The 24,009-nt window shown below is 43.2% G+C and carries 19 protein-coding genes; 9 read left to right on the top strand and 10 right to left on the bottom strand.

Features of this window, described 5'->3' with window-relative positions; translation table 11 throughout:
• Window positions 1–355: 355 nt before the first annotated feature.
• The gene (gene trhO, locus BAE31_RS13215; protein WP_039176148.1) at window positions 356–1,324 is read left to right on the top strand and encodes an oxygen-dependent tRNA uridine(34) hydroxylase TrhO; all 969 of its coding nucleotides are present in this window, start codon (window positions 356–358) and stop codon (window positions 1,322–1,324) included.
• Window positions 1,325–1,661: 337 nt separating this feature from the next.
• The gene (locus tag BAE31_RS13220) at window positions 1,662–3,281 is read left to right on the top strand and encodes an APC family permease (RefSeq protein ID WP_076840642.1); all 1,620 of its coding nucleotides are present in this window, start codon (window positions 1,662–1,664) and stop codon (window positions 3,279–3,281) included.
• Window positions 3,282–3,316: 35 nt separating this feature from the next.
• On the opposite strand, the gene BAE31_RS13225 is transcribed toward BAE31_RS13220, so the two are convergent.
• The gene (locus tag BAE31_RS13225) at window positions 3,317–3,517 is read right to left on the bottom strand and encodes a hypothetical protein (RefSeq protein ID WP_075622241.1); all 201 of its coding nucleotides are present in this window, start codon (window positions 3,515–3,517) and stop codon (window positions 3,317–3,319) included.
• 183 nt (window positions 3,518–3,700) lie between these two features.
• Between BAE31_RS13225 and licT the strand changes: the two genes are divergently transcribed.
• From licT to BAE31_RS13245, 4 genes are all read left to right on the top strand, one after another.
• Complete coding sequence (licT, locus tag BAE31_RS13230; RefSeq protein WP_076840643.1) at window positions 3,701–4,537, top strand: BglG family transcription antiterminator LicT; 837 nt, start codon at window positions 3,701–3,703, stop codon at window positions 4,535–4,537.
• 235 nt (window positions 4,538–4,772) lie between these two features.
• Window positions 4,773–6,632, top strand: coding sequence for a beta-glucoside-specific PTS transporter subunit IIABC (locus BAE31_RS13235; protein ID WP_076840644.1), 1,860 nt, complete (start codon window positions 4,773–4,775; stop codon window positions 6,630–6,632).
• A gap of 19 nt (window positions 6,633–6,651) precedes the next feature.
• Window positions 6,652–8,073: a glycoside hydrolase family 1 protein gene (locus tag BAE31_RS13240; RefSeq protein WP_076840645.1), complete on the top strand. Its 1,422-nt coding sequence runs from the start codon at window positions 6,652–6,654 to the stop codon at window positions 8,071–8,073.
• 378 nt (window positions 8,074–8,451) lie between these two features.
• Window positions 8,452–9,189: a hypothetical protein gene (locus tag BAE31_RS13245; protein WP_076840646.1), complete on the top strand. Its 738-nt coding sequence runs from the start codon at window positions 8,452–8,454 to the stop codon at window positions 9,187–9,189.
• A gap of 15 nt (window positions 9,190–9,204) precedes the next feature.
• On the opposite strand, the gene BAE31_RS13250 is transcribed toward BAE31_RS13245, so the two are convergent.
• The gene (locus BAE31_RS13250) at window positions 9,205–9,540 is read right to left on the bottom strand and encodes a hypothetical protein (RefSeq protein ID WP_024424405.1); all 336 of its coding nucleotides are present in this window, start codon (window positions 9,538–9,540) and stop codon (window positions 9,205–9,207) included.
• Window positions 9,541–9,886: 346 nt separating this feature from the next.
• On the opposite strand from BAE31_RS13250, the gene arr reads away from it, so the two are divergent.
• Window positions 9,887–10,303, top strand: coding sequence for an NAD(+)--rifampin ADP-ribosyltransferase (arr, locus tag BAE31_RS13255; RefSeq protein ID WP_024424404.1), 417 nt, complete (start codon window positions 9,887–9,889; stop codon window positions 10,301–10,303).
• 62 nt (window positions 10,304–10,365) lie between these two features.
• On the opposite strand, the gene BAE31_RS13260 is transcribed toward arr, so the two are convergent.
• Genes BAE31_RS13260 through BAE31_RS13285 form a run of 6 tightly spaced genes read right to left on the bottom strand, consistent with a single transcriptional unit; the run spans window position 10,366 to window position 17,917 of the window.
• Window positions 10,366–12,285, bottom strand: a complete 1,920-nt coding sequence (locus tag BAE31_RS13260; RefSeq protein ID WP_076840647.1) for a BglG family transcription antiterminator — start codon at window positions 12,283–12,285, stop codon at window positions 10,366–10,368.
• Window positions 12,282–13,166, bottom strand: a complete 885-nt coding sequence (locus BAE31_RS13265) for an ROK family protein (RefSeq protein ID WP_076840648.1) — start codon at window positions 13,164–13,166, stop codon at window positions 12,282–12,284. The genes BAE31_RS13260 and BAE31_RS13265 overlap by 4 nt, the downstream gene beginning before the upstream one ends.
• A gap of 56 nt (window positions 13,167–13,222) precedes the next feature.
• Window positions 13,223–15,886 (bottom strand): mannosylglycerate hydrolase, encoded by a 2,664-nt coding sequence (gene mngB / locus BAE31_RS13270; protein ID WP_076840649.1) that lies wholly within the window; start codon window positions 15,884–15,886, stop codon window positions 13,223–13,225.
• A 28-nt stretch (window positions 15,887–15,914) separates the two neighbouring features.
• Entirely contained in the window at window positions 15,915–17,033 is a 1,119-nt protein-coding gene (locus tag BAE31_RS13275) for a PTS fructose transporter subunit IIC (RefSeq protein WP_024424401.1), read from the bottom strand.
• A gap of 36 nt (window positions 17,034–17,069) precedes the next feature.
• Window positions 17,070–17,399: a PTS fructose transporter subunit IIB gene (locus tag BAE31_RS13280; protein ID WP_024424400.1), complete on the bottom strand. Its 330-nt coding sequence runs from the start codon at window positions 17,397–17,399 to the stop codon at window positions 17,070–17,072.
• Window positions 17,396–17,917, bottom strand: coding sequence for a PTS sugar transporter subunit IIA (locus tag BAE31_RS13285; RefSeq protein ID WP_226340863.1), 522 nt, complete (start codon window positions 17,915–17,917; stop codon window positions 17,396–17,398). Before BAE31_RS13285 ends, BAE31_RS13280 begins: the two co-directional genes overlap by 4 nt.
• 179 nt (window positions 17,918–18,096) lie before the next feature.
• Between BAE31_RS13285 and BAE31_RS13290 the strand changes: the two genes are divergently transcribed.
• Window positions 18,097–20,763 (top strand): S8 family peptidase, encoded by a 2,667-nt coding sequence (locus tag BAE31_RS13290; RefSeq protein WP_076840650.1) that lies wholly within the window; start codon window positions 18,097–18,099, stop codon window positions 20,761–20,763.
• A gap of 107 nt (window positions 20,764–20,870) precedes the next feature.
• Window positions 20,871–21,353 carry an Ig-like domain-containing protein gene (locus BAE31_RS13295; RefSeq protein WP_076840651.1) on the top strand — a complete coding sequence of 161 codons (483 nt, stop codon included), beginning with the start codon at window positions 20,871–20,873 and terminating at the stop codon, window positions 21,351–21,353.
• A 74-nt stretch (window positions 21,354–21,427) separates the two neighbouring features.
• Here BAE31_RS13295 and mmuP read toward each other — a convergent pair whose 3' ends face one another.
• Together mmuP and mmuM are read right to left on the bottom strand one after the other, a co-directional pair.
• On the bottom strand, window positions 21,428–22,831 hold the full coding sequence (gene mmuP, locus BAE31_RS13300; protein WP_041106182.1) for an S-methylmethionine permease: 1,404 nt from the start codon (window positions 22,829–22,831) through the stop codon (window positions 21,428–21,430).
• 46 nt (window positions 22,832–22,877) lie between these two features.
• Window positions 22,878–23,816 (bottom strand): homocysteine S-methyltransferase, encoded by a 939-nt coding sequence (gene mmuM / locus BAE31_RS13305; protein WP_076840804.1) that lies wholly within the window; start codon window positions 23,814–23,816, stop codon window positions 22,878–22,880.
• Between the last annotated feature and the right edge of the window lie 193 nt (window positions 23,817–24,009).

Consider the following 24,009-nt stretch of genomic DNA (forward strand, 5'->3'; position numbering starts at 1 on the left):
TACACTAATCGGATAACTAACTCTTTTTCCCATACAAAAAACACCTCCAAATTGTTTTCAGATATGCTATACCCGATTTTTCAATTTAAAGGTGTTTTTATTTGTCTCACTTTATGGGGTCAGTCCCGATGCCTGTGCTTTTTTATGTGCAGTTTTTTGAGGTTGAAAGGCCTCAATGATTTGAATGGTGTCGATAATCTTTTCTTTACATAGTCTCCAATCAAACCATCGAATATATGAGAAGAAAGACCCTTCCGTTTTATGGAATTGAGCCGCCGACATTGCCTTTAGGTATGTATTTCCTGTATGATAAAGAATGGTATGTTTTGATTAAATTTAAGAGGTGTTTATATAGATGGAAAAACAATATCGCGTTTTACTTTACTATCAATATGTCCCCATTGAGGACCCAGAGACGTTTACAGCAGAGCATTTAGCATTCTGTAAGGAGCTTGGTTTGTTAGGCCGTATCCTCGTATCAGCAGAAGGCTTGAACGGAACGGTTTCTGGAACCATTGAGCAAACGGACAAGTACATGCAAGCGTTAAAAGAAGATCCGCGCTTTGCGTCTATGCCGATCAAAATTGACGAAGCAGATGGTCATGCGTTTAAAAAAATGCACGTCCGTCATCGGAATGAACTAGTGAACCTCAGCCTTGAGGATGATGTGAATCCATTGGAATTAACGGGGAAACATCTTAGCCCGGTTGAATTTTACGAGCAAATGCAATCACCTGATACGGTTGTGATTGATGCGCGTAATGATTACGAGTTTGATGTTGGTCACTTTAGAGGGGCAGTTCGTCCTGATATTGAGACATTCCGTGAATTACCTGAGTGGATTCGTGACAATAAAGAGATTCTTGAAGGGAAAAAAATCCTGACTTATTGCACAGGCGGTGTACGCTGTGAGAAATTTTCAGGCTGGTTAAAGCGTGAAGGCTTTGAAGATGTCTCTCAGCTTGACGGCGGAATTGTCACTTACGGAAAAGACCCAGAAGTGCAAGGGAAGCTATGGGACGGTCAATGCTATGTGTTTGATAATCGCTTAACAGTACCAGTGAATCAAACAGAGCATGTGGTTGTCGGAAAAGATTTCTTCACTGGTGAGCCTTGCGAGCGTTATGTGAACTGTGCGAACCCTGCATGTAACCGTAAGATGATTGCCACTGAAGAGAGTGAGCATAAGTATATGCGCAGCTGCAGTCATGAATGCCGCACAAGCGAACGGAACCTGTATGTGAAACAGCACAATTTATCTGAAGAAGAAGTACAAGAAAGACTAGCTGTCATTGAAAAAGAACAAGCGATTTCACAAGGATAGAGGGAACCCCCTCTATCCTTTTTTTCTGTACATGACGGGGGTTAGAAGATAGAGGAAGTCATTTCCTCTATCTTTTTTGTTTTGTTTTTTTCAAAATAAGGGTAAAGGTAGTTATTCAGTCTAATAGATTGAACAGGTGGAAAAGCGCTTTCTTTTGAAATAAGCATGTTCGACTATTTCAGAAAATGAAGAATTGAGAGATAATATAACAGGCAAAAAAATGAACAAGGGTAAAGGTTCATTAGGGGAAATATTTGCCATTTTAAAGTGAGCTGCTTTGAAAGAAAGACGCTTGCTTGACACATGCTCTGTATTTTAATCGAAAGGTGTTATGAACATGAATCATTTGCATCGTAGGATGGGAACTTTCGCTTTAATGATGGTAGGTCTTGGCTCAATCATTGGTTCAGGATGGCTCTTCGGTGCTTGGCGTGCGGCTCAAATCGCCGGTCCTGCTGCTATTTTATCCTGGTTGATTGGGATGGTTGTGATTTTATTTATCGCTTTGTCTTATAGTGAACTCGGATCGATGTTTCCTGAGGCAGGCGGAATGGTGAAATATACGCAATATTCACACGGATCTTTTATTGGGTTTATTGCAGCTTGGGCGAACTGGATCGCCATTGTCTCCGTGATACCAGTTGAGGCGGTTGCTTCCGTCCAGTACATGAGCTCTTGGCCTTGGGAATGGGCAAAATGGACATCCCATTTGGTCACAAAAGGGGTATTGACGACAGAAGGTCTTATGGTTGCCAGTGTGCTGCTTGTGATTTACTTTCTGCTTAATTATTGGACAGTTGGGTTATTTTCAAAAGCAAATACATTCATTACCGTGTTTAAAATTGTCATTCCAGGATTAACAATTGGTGCGCTCTTATTCGTAGGTTTTCATAGTGAGAATTTTACTTCTGGAACAAGTATTGCCCCTAACGGCTGGGCGAGTGTGCTGACAGCTGTTGCGACATCTGGGATTGTGTTTGCCTTCAATGGCTTCCAAAGCCCGATTAATATGGCCGGTGAGGCAAAAAATCCAGGCCGGTCGATTCCAATTGCCATTGTCGGATCGATTTTCATTGCAACTGTGATTTATGTCCTTTTACAAGTTGCCTTTATCGGTGCTGTTGATCCATCTATGATTGTGAATGGATGGGGTCATTTGAATTTCAACTCGCCATTTGCGGACCTTGCCATTGCGCTTGGGATTAACTGGCTTGTTCTGATTTTATATGCGGATGCGTTTGTGTCACCTTCGGGTACAGGAATTACGTATACCGCAACGACGTCTCGGATGATTTATGGAATGGAAAAAAACAAATACATGCCAAGTGTGCTTGGCCATCTGCACCCTATTTACGGCGTGCCTCGTCCAGCAATGTTTTTTAACTTAGCCGTATCGTTTATCTTTCTGTTTTTATTTAGAGGCTGGGGTGTACTTGCTGAAATTATCTCTGTCGCTACACTCATTTCTTATCTGACGGGACCAGTGACTGTCATGACGCTGAGAAAGACAGGGACAGATTTATATCGTCCGCTTCGAATAAAAGGACTCAGCATCATTGCTCCTCTCGGTTTTGTCTTTGCCTCATTGACGCTGTATTGGGCAAGATGGCCGTTAACAGGTCAGGTGCTATTCATTATTCTCATCGGTCTACCTATCTATTTTTACTATCAAGCAAAAGTGAAGTGGAAAGGATTCGGCCGCAACTTTAAAGCGGGTGCTTGGATGGTTGTGTACCTGCTTGTGATGATGACGATTTCCTGTCTTGGCAGTGATAAATTCGGCGGTTATAACATCATTCATTATGGCTGGGACATGGCACTGATTACAGTGGTAGCTCTGCTATTTTATATGTGGGCACTCAAAAGTGGATATGAAACAGAGTTTTTAGAGGATGCGAAAAAAATCAATGATGAGCTGCGTGCTTCTCAGAAAGAAGCTGCAACAACCAAAGAATAAAGAAACGGCTGCCTGAACACTCGGGGCAGCCGTTTTTATTTGGATGAAAGGTGCATCACATGCCGTTTCAGCCAAGTGGTGACGCCGTGCAAAACGGCCGCTGTGACAAGTGAAATGAGCACATATCTCCAAAGCTGGCCTAAGCCTTGTCCACTCCACCAGAACACGATGCCTAGAATGATGAGGGTGAACATGAGCAAGAATAAAAATGATGCAGACCAGAAAAAAGCCTTCACAGAAGGTCACCTCCTCAGGAGTATTGTATGCAGGCAATTGAAGGATCAGACCAGCTATGAAAGGGTAGAATTGTGGTGAAATCTATTGCAAAAGTCAGATAAAAACGCCAAGTGATTTGACAGTTGTGTTAAGATGAGAGCATATTTTGTAAAGTTGTTGGTCATAGACGGAGGTGTTTGGAAATGCAGATACAAAAGGTTCTAAACAATAATGTCATTAGTGTCATAGATGAACAAGGAAAAGAAATCGTCGTCATGGGGAGAGGCATTGCGTTCCAGCGACGTCCCGGGGACCCGGTGGACGAATCGTTGATTGATAAAGTCTTCCGCCTGGAGGATCATTCCGTTCACGAGCGGATGAAAATGCTGCTTCAAGAGGTTCCGTATGATGTGGTCAAGGTGACCGAAGAAATGATCCAATATGCACATACAAAGCTGAACCGAAGATTAAACGAAAGTCTGCATGTATCGCTGGCAGACCATATTCATTATGCCATCGAACGGCTGAAGAAAAATCATCTGATTGAGAATTCGCTTATTTGGGAGATTAAACGCTTATACAAAGATGAATTTCTCGTGGCAAAGGACTGTCTTGAGATGATTGAAGAGCGTCTTCATATTGAACTGCCTGAGGATGAAGCGGGCTTTATTGCCATGCATATCATTAACGCAGAGCTCAATGAGGATATGAATACGACGGTCAATATCACAAAGGAAGTCAATGCCATTCTCACCATTGTGAAATACCATCTCAACATGGAATTTGATGAGGACTCACTCAACTTTTATCGTTTTCTCACGCATTTGCGCTTTTTCGTCCAGCGTCTGATCAATGAAACACTCCTTGTCAGCGAAGATCAGGACTTATATCAGCTGATTAAAGTGAAATATCCGAAAGCATACGATTGCGCAAAGAAAATCGCAGAATATGTCTATCAAACCTATCACCGGGATCTCACATCAGAGGAGATGCTGTATCTATCAATTCATTTGAATCGACTGATCAAACGAGAAAAATAAAGATAGATTTTAAAAGAAAGCGTTGACATGAGAAAAGGTGAGTGGTACTATTTGCTCATAAACATAAAAGAATACGGTTTCACAATGATCGTCTTAGAGGATTGTGACTGTTCGGCAGGCAAAACCTAAACGTTCACTAAAAAAGCGCAACAGCAAGCTGCGACTATTTTTGGTGCCCGTTTAGGTTTTTATTTTGCCCAAAAACGTATTTTTTTGAAAAAAAGGGGGTTTTTGCATGAGTTATCGTCAATTAGCAGAAGACATTATCAAACACATTGGCACAGAGAAAAACGTTCATTCATTGGTGCATTGTGCCACAAGACTTCGCTTCACCTTAAATGACAGATCAAAAGCAGATAAAGCGGCCATTGAAAAATTAAATGGCGTCGTCACAGTCATGGAAAGCGGCGGCCAATTTCAAGTGGTCATTGGCAATACCGTACCAGAGGTATATCGAGAAATTGGAGAGTTTACGAATCTATTAGAGGATTCCGCTGCTTCATCTGCAAAATCAGGTGAAGAGAGCACAAGCCTTTTCGGGAAATTCGTCGACATTGTTTCGGGGATTTTCACACCACTTCTCGGTGTCATGGCGGGTGCAGGTATTTTAAAAGGTCTATTAGGCATCTGTATCAACGCGAAATGGTTAACTCCTGAAGATACGTCGTATCAAATTTTATTTGCGGCATCTGACAGCTTGTTCTACTTCTTGCCATTATTGCTCGCCTTCACTTCTGCTAGGAAGTTTAAAGCGAATCCGTTTGTCGCTGTGACGATTGCAGGTGCACTTATTTACCCAACCATTCAAGAATTGTCAAAAGGCGGCGGAGATGTGACCTTCTTCGGGATTCCAGTCGTCTTAATGTCTTATACATCTACGGTCATCCCAATCATTTTGGCAGTGTTTGTCATGGGATATATCGAACGTTTCTTTAACAAAGTCATTCATGAAAGTGTCAAAAACTTTATTACACCACTGATTTTACTTGTCACGGTTGTTCCGCTGACACTCATCGTATTTGGACCATTTGGTGTGTATGCAGGGAATGGCATTGCAGCTGTTTTGCTGAAAGTCTTCTCCTTTAGTCCTACACTTGCAGGTGCTTTAATTGCGATGGCTTGGCAGATTCTTGTCATCTTCGGTATCCACTGGGGACTTGTGCCAGTGATTTTAAATAATATCGCAGTCCATGGGAAGGATCATATCAAGCCGGCCACTGCGCCAGCTGTATTCTCACAAGCCGGTGCTTCTATCGGTGTTATGCTGAAAACAAAGAATAAAAAACTGAAATCATTGGCTGGATCGACAGCAGTTTCTGCTGTGTTTGGGATCACAGAGCCAGCTGTATACGGGGTCACGCTTCGTTTGAAAAAACCATTTATTGCAGCCGTTATCTCTGCTGGGGTCGGCGGTGCGATTATCGGTTATTCACAAAGTATTGCAATTGCGTCAGGCCTTCCAAGTTTACTGACACTGCCGATTTTCTATGGTCAAGGATTTACAGGGTTCATCATCGGTATCTCGGTCTCGTTCGTCCTTTCGATCATCTTAACTTATTTGATTGGATTTAAAGATCCAGTAGATGAAGATGAAACGCCGGTAGCCGCTTCTGCACCGGTAATTGAAAACGAACATGGGGTCAAAGCAGCTCATGTGAAAAGTCCTTTAAAGGGCGAGGTCATCAAGCTGGAGGAAGTGCAGGATAAGGCATTCTCATCTGGTGCACTAGGAAAGGGCGCAGCCATCATTCCATCAGAAGGAAAGCTGTTTGCACCAGTATCAGGAGTTGTGACAACGGTGTTCCCAACTGGACATGCGTATGGTCTAACCTCTGAAAGCGGAGCAGAAGTACTCATTCACATCGGACTGGATACCGTACAATTAGGCGGAAAGCATTTTACCCCGAAGGTTGTGCAGGGGCAAACCATCACAGAAGGCGAACTGCTTGCTGAGTTTGACATAGAAGCCATCCAAGCTTCAGGCCTGTCAGTCACAACACCCGTAATCATTACCAATTCAGGTGAGTTTAGCGATATTATTGAAACAGAAGAGAAACAAATCACACCAGGGCAATCATTTTTACATCTAGTTTAATCAAAAGGAGGAAGAAATCATGAGATATTCAACACTAGCATCATTTCCAAAAGACTTTTTCTGGGGCGGATCTACTTCCGCCTATCAGGTAGAGGGTGCGTGGAACGAGGATGGCAAGGGGCCTTCTGTCATTGACATGAGAGCAAGTTATCCTGAAGGGACAACGGATTTTAAAGTCGCAAGCGATCACTATCACCGCTATAAAGAGGATGTGAAGATGTTTGCAGAAATGGGCTTGAAGGCTTATCGCTTTTCCATTGCGTGGACACGGATCATTCCAGATGGAGATGGGGAGATCAATCAAAAGGGGATTGAATTCTATCATTCTCTCATCGATGAATTGCGCCGCTATGACATTGAACCAATCGTGACAATGTATCATTTTGATCTGCCTCATGCGCTTCAAGTAAAGGGCGGTTGGTCTAACCGCGAAACAGTGGATGCGTTTGAGCGCTATGCTGAGGTTCTATTTCAGGAGTATGGTCAGAAGGTAAAATACTGGCTGACCATTAATGAACAAAACATGATGATCTTACATGGATCAGCGCTCGGTACACTTGATCCAAATTTAGAAAATCCGAAAAAAGAACTGTATCAGCAGAATCATCATATGCTCGTTGCACAGGCAAAAGCGATGACGCTTTGTCATCAAATGCTACCTGAAGCGAAAATTGGACCAGCGCCAAACATTGCGCTCATTTATCCGGCTTCTCCAAAGCCTGAAGATGTGCTTGCTGCGGCGAATTACAATGCGATCCGCAACTGGCTTTATCTTGATATGGCCGTGTTCGGCCGTTATAACAACCTTGCTTGGGCGTACATGAAAGAAAAAGACATTCTTCCTGTCATCGAAGAGGGAGATATGGATATTTTGAAAAGCGCGAAGCCAGACTTTATTGCCTTTAACTACTACACCTCACAAACGGTTGAAGCGAGTAAAGGAGATGGCAACGACGAATTTGCACGCGGCGGAGATCAGCATTTGAAATCCGGTGAAGATGGCGTCTACAAAGGTGGCAACAACCCATTCTTAAGCAAAAATGCGTTTGGCTGGGAGATTGACCCTGTCGGCTTCCGTTCAACAATGCGCGAGATTTATGACCGCTATCAGCTGCCACTTATTATCACGGAAAACGGATTGGGTGCATTCGACAAGTTAGAAGAAGATGGATCAATTCAGGATGATTATCGAATTGATTATCTAGAAAAACATATCGAGCAAATCAAATGGGCGATCACAGACGGCGTCGAGGTATTCGGATACTGCCCGTGGTCAGCTATCGACTTAATCAGCACACACCAAGGATGCTCCAAGCGCTACGGGTTCATCTACGTCAATCGTGACGAATTTGACCTAAAAGACCTTAAGAGAATTCGCAAAAAGAGCTCTTATTGGTATGAAACCTTGATTCAGCAAAATGGAGACAACATCGGGAAATAACATATGAAAAAGCCAATCACCTTATGAGCGGGTGATTGGCTTTTTTTCGTTCATTTTATTGGCAAGATCATATTGTTCGAGTTGTTCTAAAAGGATAGTCTGATCTTAACAGCCTAATAAACTGCTTTCTTTGCGTATTTCTTGTCTCCTCGGATGCTGTCCGAACCAGTCGGGGAAATCTTCCCCGAACTTCATAAGTTAACGAATTCTACCACAGAAATTTTCACCAAAACGAAGTTCTAAAAAATAAAAAAATGATTGCGGACACCGCAAACAAAAAAGGAATTTTCTTAAATCTATCTTAAATCCATTGATACACTCATTTTGATTTGATAACCTTTATTTGGGATTTAATACAAAAGGAGGAATGTGAACAAAATGTTCAAAAAAACACTTTTAACCCTAATTACCCTAGCTCTAGTCATATCAATATGGACTCCATTTTCATCGGAAGCATCAGCAGAAACACACTTTATCAATTCACAAGAATTAGAAACGTTCGTAACACCAACAGTTCTACAAAATGAACAAGCTACCAAAGAATTAGACGAACTTGAAATGAAAATGGGAGAATACATAGAAAACCTTCCATTTACAGAAAAAGAATTTGAAAACATGTCAGAGTCAGAACAATATAAAGTGATAGATCAATATTTCAACAATGAAGAATTTTTAGCTCTAGAAAACCGAATGAAACAACTTGATTCCAAAAGTAGTCAGAGTGAAATCACAACACAAGCACTACCAATATTTTTCGTACCAATCGCAATGACCGTAGGAAGAGTTGCTTTGTGGGCCATAAGATCAAAAGGCGCAAAAGTTGCACTGAAGTATTTGAAGAACAGAATAAAAGGTTTTGGGAAGAACTATCATATCGATTGGTATGTAAAAAATAGAAAAGGAAAAGTCGAGAGTCTCGTAAAAGTGTTCCATAAAAAAGGAAAAAAGAAAATACGAGTATTTGCAGTTGATAACGGAGTCATACCACTAAAACCAGGATCATCAAACTGGTACTGGCATTTTCATGTAGCTCCAAAAATTCAAATACACCATGCTCTTAGAGCATCAGTACCAAGTAAACACAAAGCTGTAAAAGGTAGAACAATACTCCACTAAAAAAGAAAAGCCCTTTTATAAGGGCTTTTCTTTTTTAGCATCGTAATCTTTAATAATTTCAATTGGATCAATTGCATCATCATCTTGTACATATTGCTCTACATAAGGAGTCATCAACTTCTCAAATTGATTTTCATCGTCTACTAAAGCAATACAAGTTTCATATCCTTCAAAATCAGATGGGTATAAATTTGCAACAGCACTACCAGTTTTTAAAGCCTGATCTATCGCATTTTTTAATTCCAATAAACCCTTCCTGTTTCCTAAAATCAATGCTTCTCTATGATGAGTTTCTTGAGCATATATATTACACATCTCTAAAACATCATCATCATCAACTTGAATAGACATACAAAAATCACCTCCGAAGTAAAATTTAGTTAATTATATAATTATTGATGCCAACATGCCAAGACCTCAAACGTCTCATTGGCTACTTAATCCTCATCCTGTTCCGTTGCCGTAATTCATTTTTTAGTTTCTTGAGTTTTTCTTATGGCCTCTAACAGCTTTTTATCTCTTTCAAGCAGACTGCTTTGTATGTATTCTTGCTGTTTTTTCAACTTACTGGAGCTTACACATCTAACTCTCTACTATTATTATACCCCGAATTTAATGAAATTTATAGACTGTTTCTCGCCCATATCTAGCCGTATACTGTTATACGCAAGTCAAAAACGATGAGGGGTGTGGCTGTATGAATGACAAGCAAAAGGTGTTAGATCCCGGGCCATTTTTTCATGGGACAAAAGCGGAATTGAAGATTGGAGATCTGCTTGAACCGCTGCATTTATCCAATTATCAGGATAAAAAATCGAACCATATTTATTTCACCGGAACACTAAACGCGGCCAAATGGGGTGCTGAATTAGCTAGGTCTGATGCGAAAGAAAGAATTTATATTGTAGAACCGTTAGGCGAATTTGAAAATGATCCAAATGTGACGGACAAAAGATTTCCCGGCAACCCAACACGTTCTTATCGATCGAAATCTCCGTTGAAAATAGTCGCAGAATTAGGTTCATGGGAAAGACATTCCGATGAAGAAATCAATCATATGCTGAGCTCCTTAAAAAAATTAAGTGAAGAAGGAAAAAATGTCATCTACGATTGATGTTACGTATATTTAAATAAAACAAAGGCCGCCTCATGAACTGGGCGGCCTTTTATTTGATCTTATTGGAACAACGCATCCATCAGCTCATCAAATGTTTTGGCTTGCTTGAGGGCGCGAATGCGGTCTGGATTGTCTAGTAAATCGACGGCCTGTTCAAAGAATTGGTTCATGCAGGCAGCGTCATCCTTATGAATCGCTAGTAAAAAGACAATTGATACTTGGTTTCCCTGCCAGTCAATCGGCTGTTTTAAGTGTGCGATGGCTACAGAGGAAGTGCCTTCATTTGTGATGAGCGGATGCGGCATTGCAATACCGCTACCAAGATAGGTAGACGACATTTGCTCACGCTCAAGCACCGAGGGCCGAAAGGAAGACGATACTAGCTGATGCGCCTCTAAACGGCTGCATAATATATCTAATACCTCATCCTTGTTGCTTAGGTCAGCATTCATTAAAGTCAATCGCTCTTGAAAAAACGCCATCAGCTCTTTTGAGGGTGCCCCGTGTCCATTTAATAAATGAATGACTTCATTTACACGCTGTATATCATGATGTTCAAAAAAGGCGCTGACCTGAATGACTGGTTTCCCCTTTGATGTGAGAGGCACGGTTGTGATGATGACGTCACACGGCAAAGAGGAGCTCATGAGATAATCCTGATAGGAATAGAGCTCAACAATGTCAAGCTCGTGCTGAAAGGCTGCCTTCAATTTAATTTCAAGCAGTCTGGCCGTCCCTAGTCCAGACCCGCACACGATAATCGCTTTCTTTTTTTGTGATGTGTCGAGCTGACTTCTTTCAAATGAAGCAGCGATATGCAGGGCAGCATATGCCGCTTCATCTTCATTTGGCGTCCGCACCAGCTGTAAGGCATTCAGCCCGCTGACAGCCAAATCAAACGGGTAAGGATAGGACGCTTTGATCTCATGCAAAAGCGGATTTTGTAATGATACGCCATATTGGATGCGATTTAATAGCGGCTTCATATGAAGCATCAAGTCTTGCTTCAGGATGCTGTCATCAGCAAAACGATGACCGCTTATTTTTTCAATGTGCTGTAGAAAGACTGTAACCGCCTGCTGAACTTCCACTGTCGTCTGATGCTGGGCGGCTTCTTTCCACGTTTGATTCGCCAATAGATGCATGACTAAGTAATCTGTTTCATCCTCTGATAAGGTCACGCAAAAAGTGTCACTCACCTGCTGTATGATTTTTTGTGCAATTCTCATTAAAACGGGTGATCTTTGTGTACGGGCGGTGCTGGCGGATATCCGCTGGTTTTTTCGTGTTTGCTGAATCGCAATGGCTAAGTGAATGACTAAATTTTTTAAGGCAATGTCTTTAATGAGCAATGATTCTTGATGCAGGTTCGTCAACACAATAGAGCGAATGGTTTCAAGAGATATATCAGGAAAATGGAGCTGCTCCCGCTCGGTGATATGAGAGAGTGCAGGCTCTTCCTCAAGAAGTAAGTCTGCATAGCACGTTCTTTTTTGCAGCTCATCTCCTTCAATCTTTAAGCCAAATCCAGGCTTTGATACAAGGGTCATGCCGTAACAGGCTAACAGCTCTCGTCCTTTTTTTAAATCACTGCTGACCGTCATGCGGCTGATAAACAGTTCTTCAGCCAGCTGGTCAATTTTTAAGTAATCTGATTGAAGCAGCAGCTTTCTCATCATAAATCGTACACGCTCTTCTGGCATGATTGGGACAAGAGAGCGGGCGGGAAGCTTTTGCTGATGAAGCCAAAGTAAGAAAGCGTCTTGGTCACTCGTTAAAAGAGTATACCCCTTTCCTCGGATCGTTTTAATCATGGCTCCAGCTTCCTTTAAATACTCATTTGCCTCCTTGATTAAATTGCGAATAGAGCGGTCAGATAAGCGAAAAGAGGCAGTGAGCTCCTCCAGCTTCACGAACCCCTTCGTTTCAAATAGCCGCTGAATCAGCTGATAGGTTCGAGGATCTGCCGTCATCATCATTGCGCGGCTCCTTGCGCCTGTAAGGCATCAGTTCCAAGAGCAATGGCGCCCATTAAACCAGATAATCCATCAAAGGATGGTTTTGTGATAATTTCATGTAAAGGCTTTGGCAGCTGCAAATAGCCGTGAAGCCGTTTGTCTGTTTCATCAAGGATAAGCGGCAGCATAGCCGGCTGTTTCATCACGCCTCCACCTAGAATGATGCGTTCTGGTGAAAGGGTGAGCAGCAGGTTAGCAGTCATCTGCCCGAGATAATAAGCATGAAGTGACCAGGCAGGATGATCCTCTGGCAGCATTGGTGCCAGTGTATGATAGCGTCCTTCTATGGCAGGTCCAGATGCCAGTCCCTCTAAACAATCATGATGTATAGGGCAGCAGCCGCCGTATGTGTCATGAGGATGCCGCTGAACGGTGATATGACCCATTTCTGGATGCAGCAATCCGTGAATCAGGCGATGTTCAATATAGGCACCGCCTCCTATTCCAGTCCCCACAGTAATATAGACCAAGGAGGCAGGCTTTTCTGCTTCAGTTGAAAAACGGGCTTCTCCGAGTGCTGCGCAGTTTACATCGGTATCAAGCTTCATCGGGAGCCCGAGGGCTTGTTTTAAGGTAGAGAGGAAAGGGAATTGGCGCCAGGCTGTTTTTGGTGTGTCTAAAATCGTCCCGTAGCTTGGGCTTTGCTCTTTCACATCGACAGGCCCGAATGCCCCAATTCCAATGGCATCGACACGATGCTTTGTAAAGTAATCGATCACTTGCCGGCATGTTTCATCTGGATTCCCTGTTGCAAAGGAAGTCATGTGTTCAATCGTTCCGTCTGTTGTTCCGTAGCCGCAGACAAATTTCGTTCCGCCTGCTTCAATGCCTCCAATTCGCATGATCAATGCCCTCCATTAAAGAGGGGCGGAATCCAATGGATCCCGCCCCTACATGTTCATTTTTTCTTTACAATGTAGGTTTGTACCTGACAAGGTGTAAGCGGTTCAATGTGTAATGATCCATGTTGTGCTTTGAGTATATGTCCTTCAGGTGTTTCTCCTAAATTCGCTGTTTCTCCGTGTTGTAGAGATGAACTATTGATTGAAGCGGCTGTTTGACGCGTTAAATATGGATTGAAGAGACGAATGACAATGCCTGTTCCATGCTCTTCTTTTTTCAGAGCGCTTAGAATGGCTCCATCTGTCTCGATGTCAAGCAGGCTATAAGTAGATTGTAAGTCTTCTTTTTCATCTCGGAAAGAGAAAATTAAACGACCGTTTAAAAAGTCTGCCCGTTCGTAGCATTGAACAGGGGTGGTGTACCGTTTGGCAAGCTGTGCTAAGTGTCCCTCGCTGACTGCGTCCTGGCTATAGTGCATACCAAAGGAGAACGATAGTGCACCTTGCAGCTGAGCATCGGGTGTATCAACAATTTTCTCCCCAGATGCGCGGCCTGGACGGTAAAGTAGATTTTCTTTCCCCATTTTTCCGAAACAGCGGAAGAGCGTATATGCAATCGTTGTGTAGCCTTCTCCTGTGATCTGATATTCTCTCACGCAGTCGGTCAACAGAGCGGCACCATATGCTTCATCACGAAGTGCGACAAAGGATTGCATTGGTTCAATGGTGATCGGTTTTTCTTCCCAATGTTCATTGTTCCACCATTCTAGCTCTTGCGTCAGCTCTGTTGGGCGTTCGATTGTACCAAACTGTTGATCGCTCAGTGATACGTTTGATGCGATGCCTGTATCAAAAAGAACGCGCAGGCGATGATCTAACGCATGGTTGTCCACATCTACATGAAAACGGATGACAGCATCGTCTTTGTTTAATGCTATCTTCGCTGTGATCGGAAGTGAAGTCGCAGCCAATTGCTGAGAGCGCTCCTCTAGGTCGTAAGGGACAGTGAGCTGAAGCTTGATGGTCAGCTCTTGCTGCAGGCTGTTTTTAGCCACTGAGATGTCTGCTGATGAAAGATCTTTGGATGACACATACAGGTCCTCACGAGGGGGTGAATAGTTGTAGGAATCCCCATCATCTCCGTTGTCTTCAAAGATCATTTGCTCAGAAAATGTCCGGCCAGTTTGTTTATCTGTGATGTCCAGTGTTCCGTTGTCATTTGCCGCAATGCGGTAATACATATTTTCAATCACGCGTCCTTCAGTTTGTTCCCATGCCGATTCGCTTGATTCATCGAAGACCATGCTGACCTGTGTATAACCAACTGACGGTAAGTCGAGGGCTTCAATCAGCAGCACGGCTTTCCATACTTGCTTTGGCATGTACACTTCTTTACTTGGGTTAAGAGAAATTTGCTGTGCCAGCACATAATCTGTGACATCGGTTTTGCTTTTCACTGTGTACTGAAGCGTTCGTCCATTTGCATCCTTTAGCGTAAATGGACGTTCCGTGATAAAGGTCTCGACTTCAATGACTTCAGAACGCTTTGAAGGCAGTGTATTGAACAACGTGAACGTGATTTCCTGCTCTGTTTGCAGTCGAATAGTGATGAGACGCATGTGCAAGTCTACAAGATTCTCAGCGATTTCCTTTGCCTGCTTGTAGCGGAAGAAGACATCTTGGTTTGTCGTGTCACTATTACAGCCGCCAATGCTGTCATGCGCTGCATTTTCAAACATGAGGTACCAAATATCGCGAACCGTATCATGCGGATAGTCGTGTCCAAGCGAATAGCTGATCGTTAGGATCGGCTCCATCACATTGACGAGATAGTTTTCAATTTGATTGTTTAAGATTTTTAAATCTGCTCGTGTTGAAAAAATAGATTTATGAATCCGCATATGCTTCGCATGAATAAGCTCTCCCTGTAATGTCTCAAAAGATGTCCGCTCTTTTTTCACTGCTGCAATATAATCTTCTAAACTGCTGATTTGATAGTGATGCTCGTCAAGTTCATTGGCTTTTTCTAATAAGTCAGGCAGGTTTTTGCGAATTGGAGCTTGGTCAAAACCGTTCGGGAAATAGACATTCTTTGTGGTTGCCTTTGCTTGCAGTGCACCGATTTTTTCAGATAAAAAGGCTTGTAAGTCCTCAACCTTCTCAGGGATATTTCCACCGTAGTAGTAGCCGAATGGCAGATTCACAGCAAAGACTTCACTGCCGTCAGCACCGCGCCAATTGAATTCAGTTTGGTTCGTCATATGGTCAGAAACGCCGCGCCAAAATGCCGTATCGACAATGCCGAAGCCGCGATAAATTTGAGGCATTTGTGCGGATTGACCGAAGGAATCAGGGACATAGCCGACTTTCATCACGTGGCCGAACTGCTGACAGCGTTCAATCCCATATTGCAGGTTCCGCACAATCGATTCACCTGAAATGACGAGCTGGTCGGTTTGGGTATACCATGGGCCGATGATGAGACGTTTCGCTGTGACGAGCTTCTTGATTCGATTCTCATCCTCTGGACGCCATTTCAAATAATCATCTAATAAGGAAGCCTGGGCATCGAGCATGAAGTAATGGAATCTTTCATCTGTTTCAAGGGTATCTAAAATGTCCATTACGCTTTTCATTAAGTAAATACGGGAGCGGGAGGTGGTGAAATACCATTCCCGGTCCCAGTGAGTATGTGGAATCACATGTACATTGACAGTCATTGATCAACGACACCTTTCTTCGTTCGAATTATCCTTCTAGCACAAGGTCAAAATCGTCTTCTTCTTTCTGCTTCTGATCATGTTCCGGCGTTTTTGGTTCTTTTTTCTCAGAGAAATTCACAAGCAGGTTGGCGCCAATACCGATGACGAGTGCGCCAGTAAGGGCTCCGATTAAATAAGCCCACCAGTTTCCGACTGAGAAGAAGCCGTATAGCCCGCCAATTGGCGGCATGATGTCATGAACTCCTAATAATGCAGCGACCCCGCTTCCAACAGCACATGCGACAACATTGAGCGGAATCAATTTCAAAGGATTGACGAGGGTAAAAGGGATCGCCCCTTCCGTAATACCGATAATGCCCATGACAAGGCCGCCTCGTCCGGCTTCTCTAAAGGTTGGGGAGAAGTTGCGTTTTCGAATCAATGTCGCAAGCCCGTATCCAAGCGGTGGAATGACAATCGCAATATTGACGAGAATGGCAGGGAGGTAGACACCTGATAGGAAGAGGGCGTTACCAGCCATCCACGCTGATTTATTCACCGGTCCGCCAAGATCGAAGCCAATCATCGCACCTAAAATGAGAGCGAGCGCGAGTGTGCTTGTTCCATCAGCGACCATGCCTTTGATCCATTCAATTAATGCCGTGTTCAAAGCGCCTAATGGGCCGCCCAGCAGAACTGACATAAGAAGTCCGGTTAAGCCAACGGTAATAAGCGGCAGGATGAGCAGAGGGACGAGCCCAGCTGCAGAGCCTTGAATTTGAATTTTTCTTTTCACAAAAAGAGCAACATATCCTGCGAAGAAGCCTGCAATGACGGCACCTATAAATCCGGCATTTGTTGAGCTGGCAAGGGCCCCGCCGATAAAACCAGCCGCAAGACCTGATTTATCCGCAATGGAATAGGCGATAAATCCAGCGAGCAGAACGTTCATTAAGCCAATGCCTGTCCAGCCGACCTGCTCCATTAAATAGGCACCGTGCAGTATGCCGCCAGCATCCTTATAGGTGTTTAAATCTGAAACACCAAACCCTAATCCGACCAGTTTTGCTAAGCCAACGATAAGTGAGGCACCGATGATTACAGGAAGAATATAAGAAATACCGGTCATAAGATGGCCTTCAATGACTTTTAATTTTGCTTTCATTTTGCTTTGCTCCTTTCTATATGGCATTGCTCATGTTTATTGAGATTCAGACTTTTTCTTTTCAACAAGTGCTACAGCTTTGGTGATAATTTGTTCGGCATTTTTTAAGGCACGTCCGATCTCGACACGTACAGTGGGAATGCCTGAGAAGCGTTCCGCATCGTTGATATGCTGATTTGAGGCAATGATGCATAGGTCTGCCTGCTGCGCTTCCTCTGCTGTAATGCCGTTCACCTGTCCCATAATCCCCTGCTGTTCGATTTTGATCTCGTGTCCAAGCTGTTTACCTGCATTTTCTAACGCTTTGGCTGCCATTGGAGTATGAGCTAACCCTGCTGGACATGAAGTGACACCGACAATTTTCATTGTGTAATCCCCTCTTTCAATTGTTGTTCAATGACTTCGTAATAGTAATCAGCTGTTTGACCTGGTTGAATCTTCTCGATAAAAGCAGGTTCCATTAGGCTTGTCGCAATACCTGACAGTAATTTCAGATGTGTGACATTTGCTTCTTCTAGTGGAACGAGCAGTGTAAATAAATAGCTTGTGGGCAAATCGTCGAAGCTTCCCCATTCAATGGGTTGTTCAAGTTCTAAAAAAAGAAGTGAAGCCGTTTGTACAGCGGAGCTTTTTGTATGTGGAATGGCGAAGCCTTGCTGAAGTCCTGTTGAGACTTCGTCTTCGCGTGTCAACAAATCTGCTAATAGCCCCGCCTGATTGTTTGTAATCTGAAGGTCTTCAGCTTTCTCGGAAATGTATTGTAAAATCTCATTCTTTGATCGTCCGTTTACTTGTGTGAAAACATGATCTTTTTGGAACAAGCTGATCCCTTCTCTCTTGTTTGTTAAGCGCTTACAAGTTGATTGTAATGTACTTTTCAGCATGTTTAAATAGCATCATTTTCCGTTTGAAATGGCAAAAAGTTTATGAAGCTATCCGTCTTGCTGACTGAATATCTCAAATCCTAGCTTAAAACGAGTTTAATTATGTAAAAAACAGATTCTACTAAATGTCTTTCTGTGATATTCTTCCAAGGTATCATAAAAGATAAGGGGGTCTTTTCATGTTCAAAAAGCAGGTCAAATCCTGTGTGATCGTACTCATGGCCATCATTCTATGTATGGCAGCATTACCTGGATACGAGGCAGCAGCTGCCAGTCATGGAACAAGTGTCAATGAAGCCATTGGGTTAAAAAATGGTGAAGTCATCTCAGGTACATTACAGAATGAAAAGGAAGAGTCTTGGTATCAAATCACGCCATCTGCACAAGAGGTGGCAAAACATACACACATGCAAATTTCTGTGAAAAGTAAACAAGTGCTGTCTGTATCTGTTTATCCAAGCAAGGACAGAGCGATGAAGGATGACACATATTCAAGATATCGCGTGGACACAGCAAGCGGAGAGACAGAGATCAACTTCCCGCATGCATGGTCAGGTCCCTATTATGTCAAAGTGCTCTATTTAGGGTCAGAGGAAGACAGCCGTGATGAGGAAGAGGATGCGGCATATACAATCGGATATAAAGGAGCTAATCTTCCGCCTTCTGAACCTGTTTTTCCTGAAGAAGATGAGCCTGAAATCATTATTATTGAGAAAAAGTACGGGCGTGAAATTCTTCAATCGATTCGTACAATCGAAGATAAACGATTCAATGAAACAGCAGAAGGTCAAAAGCTTTCACGTCTGCTCCAAAAGACAAAGCCGTTTCTCAAATCAAAGCTCATCAAACATCAAAAAGAGCAGCAAAAGGTTTACAACCATCTGCTCACATTAAAAACACTGCTAAGTGACATAGAGAAAAATGGTGCATTTAGCGGTCATATCGTAACAGAAAAAGAACAGCAGGCGATCGGCTCCCTTTTTGATATGCTCAAAGAAGCAAGTCCGGCATATTTAAAAAAGGAATTAGAAGCCGTCAGTCAAAAAATGGGCATCGATCAGTTTGAAGGAAAGTCAGTTGGTTATGTATTAGAGAAACAAAAACTTGTAAAAGAAGAGAAGGTTAAAACGAATAAGATCATTTTTAAATTAAAGGATGGCCAAACACTTCAATCTGCGAAAAAGAAAATGAAAAGCTACGGCATCCAAGAAAACCGTGTGACATCACAGTCAGTCAGTCCTTTATTCAAAGGAATGTATGTCTATGATGTGCCAGCAGGGCAAGAATCCGCTGGAAAGACACTAAAAGCAGGCAAAGCGGCGATCAAGAGCACGGCAAGAAAGCTTTCCAGCATGCCGAATGTTGAATTTGCAGAGCCTGTTCAAACCTATCGTGCGCTAAGCAACGACGCGCAGTATGGTTATCAGTGGCCGCTGAAAAACAGTGCGCAAAACAGCGGGAAAAAAGGCGCTGACGTCAAATTTGAACAAATGAATACACTGATTGGCACAAGCAAAATGAAGCAAACATTAATTGCTGTTGTGGATACAGGTGTAGACAGCCGTTTGACAGATTTAAACGGGACTGTTCGTACAGACTTAGGTGCGAATCTCATTGGACGAAACAAAGATGCGATTGATGACAATGGACACGGTACGCATGTGGCAGGCATCATTGCCGCAAAATCCGATAATCATTACTCAATGGCAGGTCTCAATCAACATACGGGCATCATTCCGGTGAAGGTGCTGGATGCCTATGGCTTTGGCGATACAGAGCATATTGCACTTGGAATCAAGCATGCAGTGGACAAAGGCGCAAAGGTGATCAACATGAGCCTTGGCGGCTACTACAGCAGAGTGATTGAATATGCAATGAATTATGCTGCACAAAGAAATGTACTAGTGGTCGTGGCAAGTGGAAATGATGGCGTACCAGAAATGGGCTACCCTGCGACGTCAAAATACGCAATGGCGGTTGGCGCAAGCAACCGTATGGATATTGCCGCTGAGTTCTCAAGCTATGGCAAAGGACTGAGCATGTCAGCTCCAGGGTCGGATATTCCGAGCCTAATGCCTGATGGGAATGTCTCATACCTTAGCGGGACATCAATGGCGACACCATATGTGGCAGCAGCAGCAGGGTTACTGCTTTCTAAAAATCCATCCTTAAAGCCAAATCAAGTGAGAAATCTTTTGCAAAGTACAGCAGATGACATCTCATTTAAATCTATTGATGGAAAAGACGACGTTTTCTATGATGAAAACGAGGAGCCAATTGTCGATCCTAAAATCCCAGGAATTGATTGGATGACAGGACATGGCAGACTGAATGCATTTGCTGCATTAAGTGCTGTCGAATTGAATGCATCAGTGAACAAAGTGGAAGATCAGCATCAAAAGGTGACAGGTAAAGCAAAAGCCGGCGCTGCTATTTCTGTGTATAGAGGCAAAACGCTGCTTGGAAAAGGCACAGCAGGCAAAAAAGGAACCTTTAGTGTGAAGATTAAGCATCAGAACAAAAACAAGGTCCTTCACATTAAAATGTCAAAAGGAAAGGCCGCTACGTCGCTCAAAACCGTCGTGAAAAAAGGCAAAGCACCAGCTAAGCCGAAAGTGAGCAAAGTAACCGTCAAAAGTAAAGCGGTCAAAGGGACTGCGGGTGCAGGCTTGACCATTAAAGTGAAAAACAAATCAAAGAAAGTCATCAAAACAGTCAAAACCAATAGCAAGGGTGCATTTACTGCCCAAATCAAACCACAGAAAGCCAAAACGGTTTTATATGTGACCGCATCAGATGTGAGAAAAAGAGAAAGCAAAGCGGTAAAAGTGGTTGTGAAAAAATAAAAGAAGAACTTCCCTTTCTAAGAAAAGGGAGGTTTTTTTGTTTTTAACTGGAAATATACCAATTAATGTCGATAGTAATATAGTAGGAAAAAAAGGAGGATTTATCGATGAAAAAAATTATGTTTGCTTTCTTTCTATCATTGCTTCTCATATTCCCAAGCTTTGCACATGCTGAAGAAACAGGGGCAGTACCAGCATCAGTAGAAGTAACAAGTGTCACAGCAGCCGATAGTGGAATAGTGAATTACGGCTATGGCAGTAAATATCGCGTGGGTTCTTATTATCCAGCTACGTTTAAAGGGACACTAAAAGATGCAAGCGGAAACCTCATGCCTAATCAGCCGATCAAGCTTTATTTTGAAGCAGCCATCAAATCATATGCTCAAACAGCGACAGGCACAACAGACGAGAATGGACAGTTTTCACTGACGTTTCAAGTTCCTGCAGGTGCAGGCTACCAATCATACAATAATGCAGGCTGGTCAACACATTACTACGATATCGTTCCAGTGACGTTCACGTCAAACGACATCAAACTATCTTCAAATGTCACAAGTGTGTACCATTTGGCATATACATCACGTTACTAATCTCATAGAAAAAAGGATGTCATCAAGTGACATCCTTTTTTGTCAGATGGTTTATATAGAAAAAAACCTGATGTTTATACATCAGGTTTTTCTCGTTTTTTCTGAATCCAAGCTGTCACGTAATAGGCAGCATAGCAGAGCGCAATGAAAGGAATGCCGCAGATGAGGGCAATCCGCTGATTTGGATCAAAGGCAATGCCGATGACAGATGCAAGACATAGGAGGAAGGCTGCAATCGGAACTACTGGATAGAGCGGTGTTCGAAAGGATAAATCATGAAGCTGTCCGCCTTCCTGTAAAAATCTTTTCCGAAACATAAACTGTGAGGCAGCAATCCCCATCCATACAACCACAACGGCCAGTCCAGAGATTGACACAAGGACAAGGTATACCGTTTCTGGTGCGATCACGCTCGATAGCAAAGAAAGAATACCACCGATCATACTTAAAATGAGTGCATTCAAAGGAATGCCTTTTGACGTCAGCTTCGCCAGTTTTTTAGGAAGTGTCCGTTCCTCAGAAAGCGACCAAAGCATACGAGATGATGCGTATAATCCTGAGTTTGCGGCAGATAAGATCGCGGTCAGGATGACAAAATTCATGAAATCTGCGGCATAAGGAATCCCGATACGATCAAATACCACGACAAATGGGCTTTTGATCACCCCGGCTTCTTCTACTGGAATCAAGCCAGCCAACACAACGATCGTTCCAACGAAAAACAGGACGAGACGCAGGACGGTTGTGCGAATTGCTCTTGGAATGGTCTCGTCAGGATTGACGCTCTCACCCGCAGCAATCCCAATCAACTCCGTACCTGAAAAAGCAAAATTGACCGCAAGCATCGTCATTAAAATCGGTAAAAAGCCGTTTGGGAAAAGCCCGCCTTCGCCAGTGAAATTAGAAAAGAACGGAGCGGCCTCACCGCCCTTTAATGGGATCAAACCAAACATGGCAGCTCCGCCAAGAATAATAAAGAGAATAATAGCCATCACTTTAATACTGGAAAACCAAAACTCTGATTCTGCAAAAAACTTGACTGTAAATGCATTCAGTAAAAAGATGAGAAGAGCAAAAACGCCACTCCACATCCAAACCGAAGTGTCTGGAAACCAGCGCTGCATTAATAGTCCTGCCGCTGTAAATTCCGAACCGAGTGCCACTGTCCACGTCAGCCAGTATAGCCAAGCGACCGTATAGCCTGTACCAGGTCCAATGTATTTTGTTGCATACGTATGAAAAGCCCCTGTGACCGGCATTGCGACAGACAGCTCGCCTAAACAGAGCATCACGAGGTAGACAATTAAAGCCCCGACAAGATAGGCAAGAATGGTTCCCGCAGGTCCGGCCTGATTGATGGTATACCCCGAGCTTAAAAAGAGCCCTGTTCCAATGACGCCGCCTAGAGAAAGCATGAACAGGTGCCGGCTCGTCATTTTTCGTTGATATTGTTGTGACTGATCTTTTGCTTGTTCCATGTCTTCCCGCCCTTTTGCTTAGAAGTATGTGTGATGATTCATGATGCTATGATGTGGTTCGTTTTAAGATGTCATTGATATCTTCTGGAGTCGTGCGGCAGCAGCCGCCGATGATATGCGCGCCGTCTTTGTACCATTGATGCGCACATTCGCCAAAAGTAAGATGAGACGTATCTCCGTTCCATACCTTTTCTTCAGGATCATATATTTCACCTGAGTTTGGATATACCACAATCGGTTTGCTCGTTCCCTTTTTCATTTCTTGAATGAGAGAAGTGATAAATTGCGGCGGCGTACAGTTCACGCCGACAGCAGCGATTTGTTCATAAGGCTCAAGCGCCTGTACACATTCTCGTATGGAATCACCTTCACTAATGTGCAGGCCATCCTTTGCGCTGAATGTGATCCAAGCAGATGTCCCGCTGAATTCATCTTGCAGCAGCTTTGCAATGGCAGTGGCTTCAATCAGACAAGGAATTGTTTCACATGCAAGAATATCTGCACCCGCTTCTACTAATGCCTGAATTCTTGGTCTGTGAAAATCAATGAGAGCCTGCTCTGAGAGCCCGTAATTTCCTTTATATTCTGAACCATCAGACAAATAAGCGCCGAATGGCCCCACAGATCCAGCGACAAATGGTTTTGTCCGTCCTTCACGACGCACTTCATCCTGCCAAAAAAGATCGCGTGCCTCTTTCGCTAGAGTGACAGAGCGTTTCATGAGTTCAATCGCTTCTTCTTTTGTATAGCCTTTTTCAGCAAAGCCTTCAATCGTTGTTTGGTAGCTGGCGGTTGTTGCGCAGTCAGCACCTGCTTGGAAGTAGTCCAAGTGTACTTGCTGAATCAATTGTGGCTGTTCAATAAGTATTTTGGCTGACCATAAACGATCGTTTAAGTTACAGCCCTTTCGTTCAAGCTCTGTTGCTAATGCACCGTCTAAAATCAAAGGTGCGTGAGCCTGTAAACGGCTTTGAATAGGATTCATCGGAATCAAACAGCCTCCTTTTTAGATCGGAAATGATGGATATGATATGAGGCAGTAGTTTAAATGACTAAAGTGTTTTTGTCAAGGAGAGGAAAAAGCATCGTAGGGCGGAAAAACCCTGAAAACATGCGGGTTTTGATGCATAAAAATGCAGTCAAAATAATAGAAAACCAAGTCATTGACAGCCTCTAAA

Source organism: Bacillus sp. I-2, from assembly GCF_001974945.1.
GTDB lineage: Bacteria > Bacillota > Bacilli > Bacillales > Bacillaceae > Bacillus > Bacillus safensis.